This is a genomic window from Streptomyces sp. NPDC060232, from assembly GCF_042726555.1.
Classification (GTDB): Bacteria; Actinomycetota; Actinomycetes; order Streptomycetales; family Streptomycetaceae; genus Streptomyces.
Genome location: NZ_JBHXAG010000006.1, coordinates 90,652 through 106,436 on the forward strand (window position 1 = coordinate 90,652; position 15,785 = coordinate 106,436).

Annotated in this window: 10 protein-coding genes; 4 read left to right on the forward strand and 6 right to left on the reverse strand. The window is 70.7% G+C overall.

The features are described 5' to 3' along the window. Positions 1-24 precede the first annotated feature (24 nt). The 4 genes from yjfF to ACFWFZ_RS11700 form a co-directional block, all read right to left on the reverse strand. On the reverse strand, positions 25-1,047 hold the full coding sequence (gene yjfF / locus ACFWFZ_RS11685) for a galactofuranose ABC transporter, permease protein YjfF (protein WP_387120197.1): 1,023 nt from the start codon (positions 1,045-1,047) through the stop codon (positions 25-27). Next, positions 1,044-2,144, reverse strand: coding sequence for an ABC transporter permease (locus ACFWFZ_RS11690; RefSeq protein WP_387120199.1), 1,101 nt, complete (start codon positions 2,142-2,144; stop codon positions 1,044-1,046). Before ACFWFZ_RS11690 ends, yjfF begins: the two co-directional genes overlap by 4 nt. Further along, positions 2,141-3,700 (reverse strand): sugar ABC transporter ATP-binding protein, encoded by a 1,560-nt coding sequence (locus tag ACFWFZ_RS11695; protein ID WP_387120202.1) that lies wholly within the window; start codon positions 3,698-3,700, stop codon positions 2,141-2,143. The genes ACFWFZ_RS11690 and ACFWFZ_RS11695 overlap by 4 nt, the downstream gene beginning before the upstream one ends. A 118-nt stretch (positions 3,701-3,818) precedes the next feature. After that, the gene (locus tag ACFWFZ_RS11700; RefSeq protein ID WP_387120205.1) at positions 3,819-4,829 is read right to left on the reverse strand and encodes an ABC transporter substrate-binding protein; all 1,011 of its coding nucleotides are present in this window, start codon (positions 4,827-4,829) and stop codon (positions 3,819-3,821) included. Positions 4,830-5,320: 491 nt separating this feature from the next. Here ACFWFZ_RS11700 and araB point away from each other — a divergent pair, with 491 nt between their 5' ends. From araB to ACFWFZ_RS11715, 3 genes are all read left to right on the forward strand, one after another. Continuing rightward, complete coding sequence (gene araB, locus ACFWFZ_RS11705; RefSeq protein ID WP_387120208.1) at positions 5,321-7,015, forward strand: ribulokinase; 1,695 nt, start codon at positions 5,321-5,323, stop codon at positions 7,013-7,015. A gap of 83 nt (positions 7,016-7,098) precedes the next feature. Beyond that, the gene (araA, locus tag ACFWFZ_RS11710; protein WP_387120211.1) at positions 7,099-8,610 is read left to right on the forward strand and encodes an L-arabinose isomerase; all 1,512 of its coding nucleotides are present in this window, start codon (positions 7,099-7,101) and stop codon (positions 8,608-8,610) included. 220 nt (positions 8,611-8,830) lie between these two features. Next, complete coding sequence (locus ACFWFZ_RS11715) at positions 8,831-11,554, forward strand: beta-L-arabinofuranosidase domain-containing protein (protein ID WP_387120213.1); 2,724 nt, start codon at positions 8,831-8,833, stop codon at positions 11,552-11,554. 260 nt (positions 11,555-11,814) lie between these two features. Here ACFWFZ_RS11715 and ACFWFZ_RS11720 read toward each other — a convergent pair whose 3' ends face one another. Continuing rightward, positions 11,815-13,026: an ROK family protein gene (locus ACFWFZ_RS11720; RefSeq protein ID WP_387120216.1), complete on the reverse strand. Its 1,212-nt coding sequence runs from the start codon at positions 13,024-13,026 to the stop codon at positions 11,815-11,817. A gap of 13 nt (positions 13,027-13,039) precedes the next feature. Next, positions 13,040-14,470, reverse strand: coding sequence for a xylulokinase (gene xylB / locus ACFWFZ_RS11725; protein WP_387120219.1), 1,431 nt, complete (start codon positions 14,468-14,470; stop codon positions 13,040-13,042). Between the two features lie 94 nt (positions 14,471-14,564). Between xylB and xylA the strand changes: the two genes are divergently transcribed. Next, on the forward strand, positions 14,565-15,737 hold the full coding sequence (xylA, locus tag ACFWFZ_RS11730) for a xylose isomerase (RefSeq protein WP_387120222.1): 1,173 nt from the start codon (positions 14,565-14,567) through the stop codon (positions 15,735-15,737). The last annotated feature ends 48 nt before the right edge of the window (positions 15,738-15,785 follow it).

The following is a 15,785-nucleotide window of genomic DNA, read 5'->3' on the forward strand; positions in this document are numbered from 1 at the left end:
GCTGATGGGCAGCGGGGCCGGGAGTCAGTCGGCGGCAGGGCGGCGTCCACTCATCAGACGTTGCAGCACGATGAACACGAGCAGCAGGGCACCAATGACGATCCGGGTCCACCAAGAACTGAGCGTGCCCTGGAAGTTGACGACCGTCTGGATCATGCCGAGGACGAGCACGCCGAGGGCGGTGCCCAGGACGAAGCCGGAACCTCCTGTCAGCAGCGTGCCGCCGATCACGGTGGCGGCGATCGCGTCGAGTTCCATGCCCATGGCGTGGAGGGCGTAGCCGGAGAGCATGTAGAAGGTCAGCAGCAGGCCGCCGAGTGCGGAGCACAGGCCGCTGACGGCGTATACGGCGATCTTGGTGGAGCCCACCGGAAGACCCATCAGGCGTGCGGAGGACTCATTGCCGCCCAGCGCGTACACGTTGCGGCCGAAGCGCGTGTGGTGCAGTACGACGAAGGCGGTCACCAGCACGGCCAGGGCGATGACCACCGGGATTGAGACGAACAGTCCCCCCGGGCCGTACAGCCGGGTCTGCGCGATTCCCGCCGTGGTGGGGTCGCTGATGTTGATGGATTCGGTGCTGATCGTGTAGCAGAGGCCGCGGGCGAGGAACATGCCGGCCAGGGTGACGATGAACGGCTGGATCTCGAAGGTGTGGATGATCCAGCCCATGAGCGCCCCGCTCGCGGCGCCGACCAGCAGGACCAGTGGAATGACGGTGGCCAGGGGCCAGCCGTGCGACTCGACCAGCCAGGCGGTGAGCATGGTCGACAGGGCCACCATGGAGCCGACGGACAGATCGATGCCGCCGGTGAGGATGACGAAGGTCGCCCCAACCGCGACGACCAGGAGGAATCCGTTGTCGATCGCCAGGTTCAGCACGACTTGCGCGGAGAGGAAGCCCTCGTAACGCACCGATCCGACGCTGAACATGACGACCAGCAGGACGGCCGTGACCATCAGCGGGATACGGGTGCGGGTGCGCGGGGACACGGTCGCGAAGGGGCGGGTGAGTCGCGCGGCGGCGCTCGCGATGCCGGTACTCATGCGCGTACCTCCTGCTGCTGCGGGGCGGCGCCCGCCGTGGTGTGGGAGCGGGGAGTGGGTGTCCTGCGGCGGCGCAGGACCTTGGCCCGGAAGGCCGGGGACTGCACGAGGCAGACGACGATGACGACGAAGGCCTTGAAGACGAGGGTGGTCTCGGGTGGGACGCCGAGGGTGTAGACGGTGGTGGACAGGGTCTGGATGATCAGGGCGCCCAGGACGGTGCCGCCGAGGGAAAAGCGCCCTCCGGTCAGGGCGGTGCCACCGACGACGACGGCGAGGATCGCGTCGAGTTCGATCCACAGGCCGGCGTTGTTGCCGTCGGCGCTGGAGACGTTGGAACTGATCATCAGCCCGGCGATGGCGGCGCACAGCGCGCTGAAGACGTAGACCAGGGCGAGCAGACCGCCGGCGCGGATGCCTACCAGGCGGCTGGCGGCGGGGTTGCCGCCTACGGACTCGATCAGCATGCCGAGTGCGCTGCGACGGGTGATGAAGGCGGTGAGCGCGACGAGGGCGGTTGCCAAGAGGACGGCGAACGGGAGGGTCAGCCAGTAGCCGCCTCCGATCATCTTGTAGGGGGCGCTGGTCACCGTGGTGATCTGGCCGTCGGTGATCAGCTGGGCGACGCCGCGGCCCGCGACCATGAGGATCAAGGTGGCCACGATGGGCTGCACCCCCAGTCCGGACACCAGGAAGCCGTTGGCGAGGCCCAGCACGAGTGCGACGCCGAGGGCGAGGGCGACGGCCGTGAGCATGGTCGTGACGCTGCCGGGCTGTGCGGCGGTGGAGATGTGCCCGCAGGCGAGCGCGCCGGCGATGGCGACGGTGGAGCCCACCGAGAGGTCGATGCCGCGGGTGGCGATGACGAGGGTCATGCCGAGCGCCACCAGGGTGAGGGGTGCGCCGAACTGGAGGATGTCGATGAGGCTGCCGTAGAGGTGGCCGTCGCGTACGCGGACGGAGAAGAAGTCGTGGTGGAACGCGAGGTTGCCGAGGAGCAGGGCGAGCAGAATGAGCGTTGGCCACAGCAGGCGGTGCCCGGCCAGTCGTCTCCCGATTCCGCCGACCGCCATGGACTGGTCGGGCTGGGTGGTCATGAGTCCGCTCCGGTGGCGATGGTCGTGAGGAGGCGTTCGGGCGTGACGGTGTCGTCGTTCGTGAGGGTGGCCACCATGCGGTGGTCGCGGAGTACGGCGATGCGGTGGCTCAGGCGCAGGACCTCTTCGAGTTCCGCCGAGATGAACAGAACGGCAGTGTCTTCGCTCGCCAGGCGGGCCACGAGTTTCTGGATCTCCGCCTTGGCCCCGATGTCGATGCCCCGGGTGGGTTCGTCGCGGATCAGGAGCCGGGGGTCGGTCAGCAGCCAGCGCGCGAGGAGGACTTTCTGCTGGTTGCCTCCGCTGAGGTGGCGTACTTGCGCTTCGGGGTCGGCGGGGCGGATGTCCAGGGCTTCGATCCAGTGCCGTGCCAGTTCGTCCTGTTTCGCACGGGCCAGCGGCCTGGTCCAGCCGCGGGCGGCCTGCAGAGCGAGGATGATGTTCTCGCGGACCGTGAGCTCGCCCACCAGTCCTTCGGACTTGCGGTTCTCGGAGCAGAACGCGATGCCTCGGGCGATGGCGTGGCGGGGGGTGCGCAGGAGCACCTCCTTGCCCTCGATGCTCACTTCTCCGGCGTCCGCGCTGTCCGCGCCGAACAGGAGGCGTGCCACCTCGGTGCGGCCCGATCCCAGGAGGCCGGCCAGTCCGATGACCTCGCCGGCATGGATGTCGAGGTCGTACGGCTCGATCGAGCCCGTGCGGGTCAGTTGTCGTGCCCGGAGGAACGGCTCGCTGGTCGCCCGTTCGGCCGCTTCCTCGCGGGCACGGTCCGACAGTTGGTCGAGGGTGTCGAGTTCTCCGCCGATCATGCGCTGGACGAGCGTCACCGGGGTGAGTTCGCCGATGGGGTACTCGCCTTCCAGCCGGCCGTTGCGCAGGATGGTGACGCGGTCGCAGAGGTCGAATACCTGGTCGAGGAAGTGCGTGACGAACAGGATGGCCACCCCGCGGTCCCGCAGGCGCCGTACCAGGGTGAAGAGTTGGGCGACCTCCTCGCGGTCCAGGCTGGAGGTGGGTTCGTCCAGCACGAGCACCTTCGCCGAGACGTCCACCGCCCGGACGATGGCGACCAGCTGCTGCACCGCCAGGGAGTGCGAACCGAGCAGACTGGTGACGTCCAGGTCGAGGTCCAGTTCCGTCAGCAGCTCAGCCGCCCGCTGCCGCATCGCGGACCAGTGGACGAGACCGAACCGGCGCGGTTCGCGCCCGATGAGGATGTTCTCGGCGACCGAGATGTTCGGGCAGAGGTTCACCTCCTGGTAGACGGTGCTGATTCCGGCCTGCTGCGCCTGGAGGGGGTCCGCGAACGCGTGGGACCGACCGTCGACGAGGATGGTGCCGCCGTCGGCGGGGTGGACACCGGTGAGCACCTTGATCAAGGTGGACTTCCCGGCGCCGTTCTCGCCCATCAGGGCGTGCACCTCACCGGGGAAGAGCCGCAGGGCGACTCCGTCGAGGGCGAGCACGCCCGGGAACTGCTTGCGGATGTCCTGGGCTGCCAGGACCGGCCGCGGGCCGCCGGCGTCCGTGGGCCGCGGGGTGGACGGGGATGCCATCCGCCCTCCTCTCATGGGTGGGGTGGTGGAGCGAGCTCCGGTGCCAGGCGTCGCGGGCCCGCGAGATCCGAAAGAGACGGGCCGGGCCGGGCCTTCTGCGGCACCGGAACCTGTCGCGTCAGTAGTTCCGGGACGGCAGGGCGGCCGCGGCCTGGTCCTGGGTGAAGACGCCCTCCTGGGTCTCGACCCGGGTCGGCACGTTTTCCCCCGCCACCACCTTCTTGGCCAGTTCCATCAGCTGGTCGCCGAGCATCGGGTTGCACTCCACCACGACGTTGATCTTGCCCTCGGTCATGGCGACGAAGGCGTCCTTGATTCCGTCCACCGAGATCACCTTGATGTCCGTACCGGGCTTCTTGCCGGACTCCTCGATGGCCTGGATGGCGCCGAGGGCCATGTCGTCGTTGTGGGCGTAGAGGACGTCGATGTCCTTCTGGGACTTCAGGAACGCCTGCATGACCTCCTTGCCCTTGGCGCGGGTGAAGTCGCCCGACTGCGAGGCAACGATCTTGAACTTGCCGTCGGTGCGGATGACGTCGGCGAAGCCGGCCTTGCGGTCGTTGGCGGGTGCGGAGCCCGTGGTGCCCTGGAGCTCGACGATGTTGACCGGGCCCTGCTCGTTCGCATACGCGCCGGTCAGCCACTCGCCGGCGGACTTGCCCTCCTTGACGAAGTCCGAGCCCAGGAAGGTCTTGTAGAGGGAGGTGTCCTTCGTGTCCACGGCCCGGTCGGTGAGGATGACCGGGATGCCCGCGTCCTTGGCCTCCTTGAGCACCGTGTCCCAGCCGGACTCCACGACCGGCGAGAAGGCGATCACGTCGACCTTCTGCTGGATGAAGGTGCGGATCGCCTTGATCTGGTTCTCCTGCTTCTGCTGCGCGTCGGAGAACTTGAGTTCGATCCCGGCCTTCTTCGCCGCCTCCTGGACGGACTTGGTGTTGGCGGTACGCCAACCGCTTTCGGCGCCGACCTGGGCGAACCCCATGGTGATCGCGCCTCCGGAGCCCGACTTGGTCCCGTAGGAGGCCCCGGAGGCCGGGCCGGTGGCGGGGCCCTCGGTCGAGCAGGCGGTCAACGCCGAGGAGGCGAGAAGGGCGACGGTGAGGACGAGGGCTGCTCTGCGAGCCATGACGGGTGTCCTTTCGGGGCTAAGGATGAGGCTCCGCACGGCCGGCGCCGGGCTGTGCCCGCGGTCAGGGGCGTGGCGGGGCCGGGGCGGGGTGACAGGAGCGGGATGCCCTTGAGGGGGCGCCGTCGCATTGTGAGCGCTAACAAGCTGGGTCCTCAACCCCTTTGCACGCGTTACCTGCCCGTTACCGCGTCAGTGCGACAACAAGGCGGACTCCATCCGTTCGCGCGACCATCGACCCCGCTACCCGAATCGGAGACCTCAACCCGCCTCGAATCAACCACACATCGAGGCGAGGCCCCGTATACGAAGGCCGCCACGCCAAGGGGACCTCCCGCATGATCCACGCAGACCTCTTGCCTATCGAGATTGTTAGCGCTCACACTGCAAGCTCATCGGATCCTCCGCCGACCGCCAGGATGGTCGGGACGGCATCTCCGGCTGCCGGGCCGCGCCGCGTGCCGCCCACGGCTCCTTCGAAAGGCACTCTGTTGACGTCACCCCATCTCCTCGCGCCCACCCCTCCTTCCGAGGAATCGGAGCAGTACACGGTCGGCGTCGACTTCGGCACGCTGTCGGGCCGCGCCGTGGTGGTGCGGGTTCGCGACGGTCAGGAACTGGCCGCGGCGGTCCACGCCTACCGGCACGGCGTCATCGACCGGTACCTGCCGCACGGCGGTGCGCCGCTGCCTCCGGACTGGGCGCTGCAACACCCCCAGGACTGGCGGGACGTACTGCGTCACGCCGTCCCGCAGGCCCTGGCGGCGGCGGGGATCGATCCCGCCGCGGTGATCGGCATCGCCACCGACTTCACCGCGTGCACCGTCCTGCCCACGCTGGCCGACGGGACTCCCCTCGCCGAGACCGAGCTCGCCGGACGGCCGCACGCGTGGCCCAAGCTGTGGAAGCACCACGCCGCCCAGTCCCATGCCGACCGCATCAACGAACTCGCCCACGCCCGCGGGGAGAAGTGGATCGCCCGCTACGGCGGCCGGATCTCCGCCGAGTGGCAGTTCGCGAAGGCGCTCCAGGTCCTGGAGGAGGATCCGCTCGTCTACGAAAGCTGCGCGCGGTGGATCGAGGCCGCCGACTGGATCGTGTGGCAGCTCACCGGAACCGAGTCCCGCAACGCCTGCACCGCCGGATACAAGGGCATCCACCAGGACGGCGCCTACCCGAGCGAGGAGTACCTGGCCGCGCTGAACCCCCGGTTCGCCGACTTCGCACGCACCCGCCTCGAATTCCCCCTCTCCGCTCTGGGCTCACGAGTGGGCTCGCTCAGTACGGAGGCGGCAGCGTGGACAGGGCTGCGGCCCGGCATCGCCGTGGCCGCGGGCAACGTCGACGCCCATGTCACCGCGGCGGCGGCCCAGGCCGTCGAGGAGGGACAGCTGCTCGCCATCATGGGGACCTCCACCTGCCACGTCGTGAACGCCCCCGTCCTCGCCGACGTCCCCGGCATCTGTGGTGTCGTGGCCGGCGGGATCGTCGAAGGAACCTACGGCTACGAGGCGGGCCAGAGCGCGGTCGGCGACATCTTCGCCTGGGTGCTGGACCAAGGCGTCCCGTCGGACTATCTCGCCGAGGCCGCCGAGCGCGGCGAGGACCTGCACACCCTGCTGACCAGGAAGGCCACAGGCCAGCCGGTCGGCGGACACGGACTGGTCGCCCTCGACTGGCTGAACGGCAACCGTTCGGTCCTCGTCGACCACCACCTCTCCGGAGTCATCGTGGGTCTCACCCTCGCGACCCGCCCCGAGGACGTCTACCGCGCACTGCTCGAGGCCACCGCGTTCGGCACCCGCGTCATCGTGGAGACCTTGGAAGCAGGCGGCGTACCGGTCCACGAGTTCATCGTCGCGGGCGGACTGGCCAAGAACGAACTGCTGATGCAGATCTACTCCGACGTGCTGCGCCGCCCCGTCTCCCTCGCCGCGTCCGACCAGGGCCCCGCCCTCGGGTCGGCCATCCACGCCGCCGTAGCCGCCGGCGCGCACAGCGACGTACGGACGGCCACCGCCGCCATGGGTCGCCGACTGCCGGCCGTCTACATGCCCGACGCCCCGCGGGCCGACGCTTACGACGCCCTCTTCGCCGAATACCGGCTCCTGCACGACCACTTCGCCACTGATGGCCTGCTGCACCGCCTGAGGCACATCCGCGACACGACCCACACCGCGGGCTGACCCCCGCCCCCGTTTTCGTTCCCGAATCCCCACCCGCGCGCCGCCCTCACCAGCGCTGCGGGACGTCACCTTCAGGAGTCCATGTGCCCAGCCGAACATTCCCCGCCCAGGAGATCTGGTTCCTCACCGGCAGCCAAGGCCTGTACGGGGAGGAGACGCTGAAGCAGGTCGCCGAACAGTCGCGGCACATAGCCACCGCGCTGGCCGACGCCTCCGGCATTCCCGCGCGTGTGGTGTGGAAGCCGGTACTGACGGACGCCGACGCCATCCGCCGGGTGTGCCTCGACGCGAACGCCGACGATCGGTGCATCGGGCTCATCGCCTGGATGCACACCTTCTCGCCGGCCAAGATGTGGATCGCCGGACTGGACGCGCTGCGCAAGCCGTTGCTGCATCTCCACACCCAGTCGAACGTGGCCCTGCCCTGGGACACCATCGACATGGACTTCATGAACCTCAACCAAGCCGCCCACGGAGACCGCGAGTTCGGGCACATCCAGACCCGTCTCGGCGTACCCCGCAAGACCGTGGCCGGCCACGTCACCGATCCCGTGACGAGCGCACGCGTCGCGGTCTGGGCGCGGGCTGCCGCCGCACGATCCGAACTGGCCACCCTCAAGGTCGCCCGCTTCGGCGACAACATGCGCGACGTGGCCGTCACCGAGGGCGACAAGGTCGAGGCCCAGCTGCGCTTCGGCGTCTCCGTCAACACCTACGGCGTCAACGACCTGGTGAAGGTCGTCGACAGCGCGGACGAGACCGACGTGGCTTCCCTCGTCGAGGAGTACGCCGACCTGTACGACCTGGCGCCGGAACTGCGACCGGGCAGCGAACGGCACGACGCGCTGCGTTACGCGGCCCGCGTCGAAGCCGGCCTGCGTACCTTCCTCGAAAAGGGCGGCTTCGGGGCCTTCACCACCAACTTCGAGGACCTGGGGGGACTGCGCCAGCTGCCCGGCCTCGCCGTCCAGCGGCTCATGGCCCAGGGGTACGGCTTCGGAGGAGAAGGCGACTGGAAGACCGCCGTCCTGCTGCGCGCCTTCAAGGTGGCCGCCAGCGGCCTCCCGGGCGGCACCTCCTTCATGGAGGACTACACCTACGACCTGACACCCGGCAACGAGCTCATCCTCGGCGCGCACATGCTGGAAGTCTGCCCCACCATCGCCGCCGCCAGGCCCAGCTGCGAGATCCACCCCCTCGGCATCGGCGGGCGGGAGGACCCGGTGCGCCTGGTGTTCGACGCGGCCCCCGGCCCGGCCGTGGTGGTCGGGCTCGCCGACCTCGGCGACCGCTTCCGCCTGATCGCCAACGACATCGACGTGGTGGCACCCCCTCACCCGCTGCCCGCCCTGCCCGTCGCCCGCGCGGTCTGGCGGCCCCGCCCCGACCTGCGGACCTCCACCGAATCCTGGCTGACGGCCGGAGGACCGCACCACACCGTCCTCAGCACCGCCCTCACCTCCGACCACCTCGACGACCTGGCGGAAATGCTCCGCCTGGAACTCGCCCTCATCGACGAGACCACCACCCCGAGGCAGTTCCGGCGCGATCTCCGCTGGAACCAGGCGTACTACCGGCTGGCACAGGGCCTGTGAACCAGTCGAAGCCCAGTCCGGTCCGCGCGGCCGGGCACCGGCCGACCGGCCCCGACGCCCGTCACCACCGGCCCCGTCCCCCAGCAGGACATGACGACCGGGCGACGCAGCGAAGGTGACGCGACGGATCGAAGGCGGCCGCATCGCCGTGCGGCGCCTCCAGCGCTGCCCATCGACCCCAAATCCCCGACTTCTGCTCTTACGGACCATGGAGTTCGCCATGCCGGTTCACCCCTTCAGCCGCCGCGCCATGATCAAGGCGACCGGCGTCGCGGCCATGGCCGCGGCTGCCGGCCCCGTCCTCGGCTTCGCCTCCGCCGCGGCGGAGACATCCCCGGTCAGGTCCGACCTCGGAGTGTCGACGTTCCCGTTCGACCTGGGTCAGGTCCGGCTCACCAGCAGCCGATGGCTCGACAATCAGAACCGCACCCTGACCTACCTCCGCTTCGTCGACGTCGACCGCCTGCTGTACAACTTCCGCGCCAACCACCGGCTCTCCACCAACGCCGCGGCGCCGAACGGAGGCTGGGACGACCCGGCGTTCCCCTTCCGCACGCACGTGCAGGGCCACTTCCTCACGGCGTGGGCCCAGGCCTACGCCGCACTCGGGGACACCACCTGCCGCGACAAGGCCGACCACATGGTGGCCGAACTCGCCAAGTGCCAGACCAACAACTCCACCGCGGGCTTCTCCGCCGGCTACCTCTCGGGCTTCCCCGAGTCCGATTTCACCAGCCTCGAAGCAGGCACGCTGAACAACGGCAACGTCCCGTACTACTGCATCCACAAGACCATGGCCGGTCTGCTCGACGTGTGGCGCCTCATCGGCAACACACAGGCCCGCGATGTGCTCCTCGCGCTCGCCGGCTGGGTCGACCGACGCACCGCCGCGCTCAGCCCGAGCAGGATGCAATCATCGTTGAACGTCGAGTTCGGCGGCATGAACGAGGTGCTGGCCGACACCTACCAACAGACCGGCGACGCGCGCTGGCTGACCACCGCCCAACGCTTCGACCATGCTGCGGTGTTCGACCCACTCGCCGCGAACCTGGACCAGCTGGGCGGCCTGCACGCCAACACGCAAGTGCCCAAGTGGATCGGAGCCGTACGCGAGTACAAGGCCACCGGGGCGACCCGCTACCGCGACATCGCCGCCAACGCATGGACGATGTGCACCACCTCGCACACCTACGCAATCGGCGGCAACAGCCAGGCGGAACACTTCCGGGCCCCGAACGCCATCTCCGGCTTCCTCGTCCGGGACACCTGCGAGCTCTGCAACTCCTACAACATGCTCAAGCTGACCCGGGAACTGTGGCAGCTGGACCCCGGCCGGGCGTCGTACTTCGACTTCTACGAGAAGGCGCTGCTCAACCATGTCATCGGCGCCCAGAACCCCGCCGACCCGCACGGACACGTCACCTACTTCACCCCCCTCAACCCGGGCGGCCGCCGCGGTGTTGGCCCGGCCTGGGGCGGCGGCACCTGGAGCACCGACTACGGCTCGTTCTGGTGCTGCCAGGGAACGGGCGTCGAGTCCAACACCAAGCTGATGGACTCCATCTACTTCCACGACGGCACCACCCTCACGGTGAACCTGTTCCTCCCCTCCGTCCTGAACTGGACCCAGCGAGGCATCACGGTCACCCAGACCACCTCCTACCCGGCCGACGACACCACGACGCTCCAGGTCACCGGCAGCGTCGGCGGGACCTGGTCGATGCGCGTCCGCATCCCCGCCTGGACCTCGAGCGCCACCGTCAGCGTCAACGGCGTCGCCCAGACCGTCACGGCCAACCCGGGCACCTACGCCACCCTCACCCGGTCCTGGGCCTCCGGCGACACCGTCACCGTGAAGCTCCCCATGCGTGTGGACCTCCAGGCCGCCAACGACAACCCCGGTGTCGCGGCGATCACCTACGGCCCGGCCGTCCTCGCCGGCAACTACGGCAGCACCACACTGTCCTCCCTTCCGGCCCTGGACCCCTCCTCGATCACCCGAACCAGCAGCACCGCCCTCGCCTTCACGGCCACCGCCAACGGCACGAAGGTCGACCTCGCCCCGTTCCACGACGCCCAGGGCTTCAACTACACCGTCTATTGGCGGACGGACAGTCCCGGCTTCCGTCTGGTCAACGCGGCCAGCGGACTCGTCCTCGGCATCCGGGACATGTCCACCGCCGACGGGGGCCTCGCGCTGCAATGGGCCGACACCGGCACCGCCGACCACGTCTGGTCCCTCATCGTCGACGGCACCGCACTGCGGCTGCGCAACCTCAACAGCGGCAAAGTCCTCGGCGTGCAGAACATGTCCGGCGCCGACAACGCCCCGACCCTCCAGTGGGCCGACAACGGCACCGCCGACCACCGGTGGACCGTCGTCGACGCCGGCAACGGCTACCACAAGCTGCAGAACGTCCACACAGGCAAGCTGCTCGGCATCGAGGGCGGCTCCGCCGCCAACGGTGCCGCAGCCGTACAGGTACCCGACACCGGCGCCCTCTCCGGCCAGTGGCAGTTCGTCCCCGACGGCGCCAGGCGCATTCAGAACGTCGCCAGCGGGCGGGTCCTCGGTGTGAAGGACATGTCCACCGCCGACGGCGGCCTCGCCATCCAGTGGGACGACAGCGGCACCGCGGACCACCTGTGGACGGCCGTCGTCGACACCGGCGGCTACCTGCGCCTGCGCAACTCCCACAGCGGCAAGGTCCTGGCCGTGGAGAACGGCGGCACCGCCAACGGCGCCAGGATCGTCCAGTGGGCGGACAACGGCGCCGCCGACCACCGGTGGCGCCTGCGTCAGGGCGGCGGCGACACCTTCAGGATCCAGTGCGCCAACAGCGGCCGCGTCCTCGGCGTCTCCGGCGCCTCCACCGCCCTGGGAGCCCAGACCGTCCTCTGGGACGACAACGGCACCAACGACCACCTGTGGCGATTCATCTGACCCGGCGCCGAGTCCCACTGAGTAGAGGCCGGCGCCATCCGGGCCCGGCTCTGGCGTGCTGTCCTTGCGGTAGGAGGGCACGATGACGCTCGCGGCGGCGGAGGACATCGGGATGCCGCACAGCCCGCCGCCGAAGATGCTCATGCGCCAGGAGTCGGACGGATTCGCGGCCAGGTTCGGGTAGTACTCGCGTAACGCGGCAGTGCGGCGAGGCGCCGTGCCGGGCGGCGCGGAGGCGTGCCCCACTTCCCCGAGACCGCTTAGCGGGAGGGCAGGCGGGCGGGATCGGCGATGATCTGTCGGACGGTCGACCATGCCGCGCCCAGCACCGGTCCGCGCCGCCCCAGGCCGGAGGGCCGTACCGCCTCTGGGGTCCAGGGCCGGACGGTGACCCGGGCAGCCAGTTCGGCGCGTATCGACGGGAGGAGCCAGTCGGCGAGTTCGGCGTAGGCGCCGCCCAGAACGAGGCCGTCCGGGTCGATCAGGTTCACCGCCGAGGCCAGGGCGAGGCCCAGGGCCCGTCCTGCGCGGTCCAGGGCGCGCAGGGTCGACGCGTCCCCGGCGCCCGCCCGCTCGGCCAGCAGGGCCACCGGGTCGCCGACGCGTCCCAGCCCGGCCTCGCGCAGCACGGCCGCTTCGCCCGCGTACTGCTCCAGGCAGCCGCGTGCCCCGCAGGCGCAACGGGCGCCCTCCGGGTGGACGGGCAGGTGGCCGAGTTCGCCCGCGAAGCCGCGTGCGCCCCGGAACAGCTGCCCGCCGATGACCAGTGCGGCACCGATTCCGGCCTCGGCGGAGACGTGTACGAAGGTCTCGGCGGGGTGTCCCTGGTGCCACAGCTCGGCCAGCGCCCCGAGGTTGGCCTCGTTCTCCGGCTCGGGCACGGTGTCGGGGTCGGGCCAGTGGTCGGCGGGGCGGACTGCCTGCCAGCCGAGGTTGGGCGCGTTCGCGACCAGCCCGCTCGGCGTGTTCGGCACCACCCCCGGGACGGCCAGGACGCGGCCCGCGACGCGCAGGCCGAGGGCGGCGGCCTCGGACTCCGCCTCGGCGCCCAGAGCGGCGGCCTCCGCCAGGACCTGCCCGGCCGGCCGGCCCGCGTTGGTCCGCTCCACCCGACGCCACACCCGGGGTTCACCGCGCAGGTCCACGACGCACGCGGCGAGATGGGTGACGCCGATCTCCAGGCCGAGGCCCGCGGGACCCCGATCGCTCAGGGCCAGTGCCCGGCCGGGGCGCCCGACGCGTCCGCGGGGCGCGGTCTCCGTCTCGGTCAGCGCTCCGCGGCCGATGAGCTCGTCGACCATGGAGGAGACGGCCGGCCTGGTCAGGCCCGTGTGCCCGGCGACGTCCGCCCGGGAGAGCGGGCCGTGCGCGGCGACCGCGCCGATCACCGCCGCGAGGTTCTGCCGACGCATCCCCTGCTGCGAGGCGGGCCCGGCCTCCACGCCCCCGCTCGCCCTGCCGATCCCCGCCATTGAGCCGACCCTCCTATCGTTCTGCCGGCGGGAGCTCCTGCAAGGCCCGCGCCCGCCGCAGCGTACTGGCGATCCGTTCGAGCGTGTCGTCGTCACGGGTCACGGGTTCCAGCACCCGGCCTCCGGCGATCCCCCAGCGCCGGGCAACGGCGTCGGCAGGCTCACCCGTGAGCAGTGCGGCGGCCTGGGCGGCGGCCCCGAGCGCGACCAGTTCCCGGGCCTCGGGCACCTGGACCCCTCGGCCGGACAGTCGCAGGACGGTCTGCTGCCAGGCCCTGCCGCGGGCTCCGCCGCCGATCAGCAGCAGTGGTTCGTCGGGGGCGGGGTTCTCGCCTCCGGCGCGCAGCACGTCGTCCAGGGCCGCGAGCAGGGCTTGGGCGGCGCCGTCGTAGGCGGCCTGGAGCAGCTGGCCGGGCGTGGTGTCGTGGCGCAGGCCGTGGACCAGGCCGGAAGCGCCCGGGAGGTCCGGGGTGCGCTCGCCGTCCAGGTAGGGAAGGACGACCACCGTGCCACCCGCCTCGACGTCCTCGCGGTCGCGGCCGACGAGGGCGGCGAAGCGGTCGACGGCGAGGGTGCAGTTGAGCGTGCAGGCGAGCGGCAGCCAGCCGCCGAGGGCATCGGCGAAGCCGGCGACGGTTCCGCTCGGGTCGGCGGGCCGGGTCCGGCCGACGGCGTAGACGGTGCCGGACGTACCGAGGCTCAGCACCGGACGTCCGGGGGTCAGGCCCAGCCCGAGGGCGGCAGCCATGTTGTCACCGGTCCCGGTGGCCACCAGCGCGCCCTCGCGCATTGGCATCCCGGCCCGGACGGCGCCCGCCAGGGCGCCCGGCGGGAGGACCTGTGGCAGCAGCGCGGGGTCGAGTCCGATCCGGCCGAGGACGTCCCGGTCGTAGCCGTCCGGGCCCCACCAGCCGGTTCCCGACGCGTCACCGCGGTCCGTCACCGCCTCGCCGGTCAGCCGTTCCGTCAGGAAGTCGTGGGGAAGGCGGACGGCCGCGACGCAGTCGGCGGCGGCACGCTCGTTGGCGTGCAGCCAGGCCCACTTGGCGGACGTGAAGGCGGCCGTCGGGACGCTACCGGTGCGGCGGGCGACCTCTGCCGGGCCGAACGCGGCTCCGAGTTCGGCGGCCTGTGGGGCGGAGCGGACGTCGTTCCACAGCAGCGCCGGGCGCACCGGCCGGCCGGCCGTGTCGAGGGTGACCAGGCCGTGCTGCTGGCCGGCGATCGAGCAGGCGGCGGCGCGGTCCGCCCAGCCGGTGCGTGTCATGGCCTCGCTGAGCGCCCGCCACCACTGTTCGGGGTCGCTCTCGCGTCCGGCGCCCGCGCTGACGGTGTGCGCGGCGCGGCCCTCGCCCAGGATGGCGCCGGTTTCCACGTCGACGGCGAGGGCCTTGGTGGACTGGGTCGAGCTGTCGACACCGATCACGACACGCTGTGCAGCCATGCGTTCCTCCGGTGGGGTTCCTTCTGGCGTCTCGGCATACTAATTTGTTTTTCGACATTACAAATAGCCCTCGGGCCCGGATCCGGAGCGCCTCATGACCAGCGACCCGCTCGTCCCCACTCCCGCGCACAGGTTCACCTTCGGTCTGTGGACCGTCGGCTGGCAGGGCCGGGACCCCTTCGGCGACGCCACCCGGCCCGCCCTCGACCCGGTCGAGGCCGTGGAGCGACTGGCCGAGCTCGGCGCCTACGGCGTCACGTTCCACGACGACGACCTGATCCCCTTCGCCGCCGGCGACGCCGCCCGCGAGCAGGCGGTCAAGCGCTTTCGCACCGCACTCGACACGGCCGGGCTGAAAGTGCCGATGGCCACCACCAACCTCTTCACCCACCCGGTCTTCAAGGACGGCGCCTTCACCGCCAACGACCGGGACGTCCGCCGGTACGCGCTGCGCAAGACGATCCGCAACATCGACCTGGCCGTGGAACTCGGCGCCTCGGTCTACGTCGCCTGGGGCGGCCGCGAGGGCGCGGAGTCGGGCGCGGCCAAGGACGTGCGCACCGCCCTCGACCGGCTGAAGGAGGCCTTCGACCTGCTGGGCGAGTACGTCGAGATCCAGGGTTACGACCTGCGCTTCGCGATCGAACCCAAGCCCAACGAGCCGCGCGGCGACATCCTGCTGCCCACCATCGGCCACGCCCTCGCGTTCATCAACGAGCTGGACCGGCCCGAGCGGGTCGGCCTCAACCCGGAGGTCGGCCACGAGCAGATGGCCGGGCTGAACTTCCCGCACGGCATCGCCCAGGCCCTGTGGCACGGCAAGCTGTTCCACATCGACCTCAACGGCCAGTCCGGCATCAAGTACGACCAGGACCTGCGCTTCGGCGCGGGCGACCTGCGCCAGTCCTTCTGGCTGGTCGACCTGCTGGAGTCGGCCGGCTACGACGGCCCCCGTCACTTCGACTTCAAGCCGCCGCGCACCGAGGACACTGCCGGCGTCTGGGCCTCGGCGGCCGCCTGCATGCGCAACTACCTGCTTCTGGCGGAGCGTTCCCGCGCCTTCCGGTCCGATCCGGACGTCCAGGCCGCGCTCGCCGCCTCCCGACTGCCCGAACTCGCCCTTCCCACCGCCGAGGACGGCCTGGCCGGGCTGCTGGCCGACCGGTCCGCCTTCGACGAGTTCGACGTCGATTCCGCCGCCCGCCGCGGCATGGCCTTCGAACAGCTGGACCAGCTCGCCCTCGAACACCTCCTCGGCGCCCGCTGAGCCGGTGTGCCCAGGTGTGTTGTCAGCGTTTTCGATCTTCTAGGTTCA

Coding starts and splice junctions, on each gene's coding strand:
- ACFWFZ_RS11720 (WP_387120216.1), bottom strand. CDS start 13,026: ATGGCGGGGATCGGCAGGGCGAGCGGGGGCGTGGAGGCCGGGCCCGCC.
- yjfF (WP_387120197.1), bottom strand. CDS start 1,047: ATGAGTACCGGCATCGCGAGCGCCGCCGCGCGACTCACCCGCCCCTTC.
- xylB (WP_387120219.1), bottom strand. CDS start 14,470: ATGGCTGCACAGCGTGTCGTGATCGGTGTCGACAGCTCGACCCAGTCC.
- xylA (WP_387120222.1), top strand. CDS start 14,565: ATGACCAGCGACCCGCTCGTCCCCACTCCCGCGCACAGGTTCACCTTC.
- ACFWFZ_RS11690 (WP_387120199.1), bottom strand. CDS start 2,144: ATGACCACCCAGCCCGACCAGTCCATGGCGGTCGGCGGAATCGGGAGA.
- ACFWFZ_RS11700 (WP_387120205.1), bottom strand. CDS start 4,829: ATGGCTCGCAGAGCAGCCCTCGTCCTCACCGTCGCCCTTCTCGCCTCC.
- ACFWFZ_RS11715 (WP_387120213.1), top strand. CDS start 8,831: ATGCCGGTTCACCCCTTCAGCCGCCGCGCCATGATCAAGGCGACCGGC.
- ACFWFZ_RS11695 (WP_387120202.1), bottom strand. CDS start 3,700: ATGGCATCCCCGTCCACCCCGCGGCCCACGGACGCCGGCGGCCCGCGG.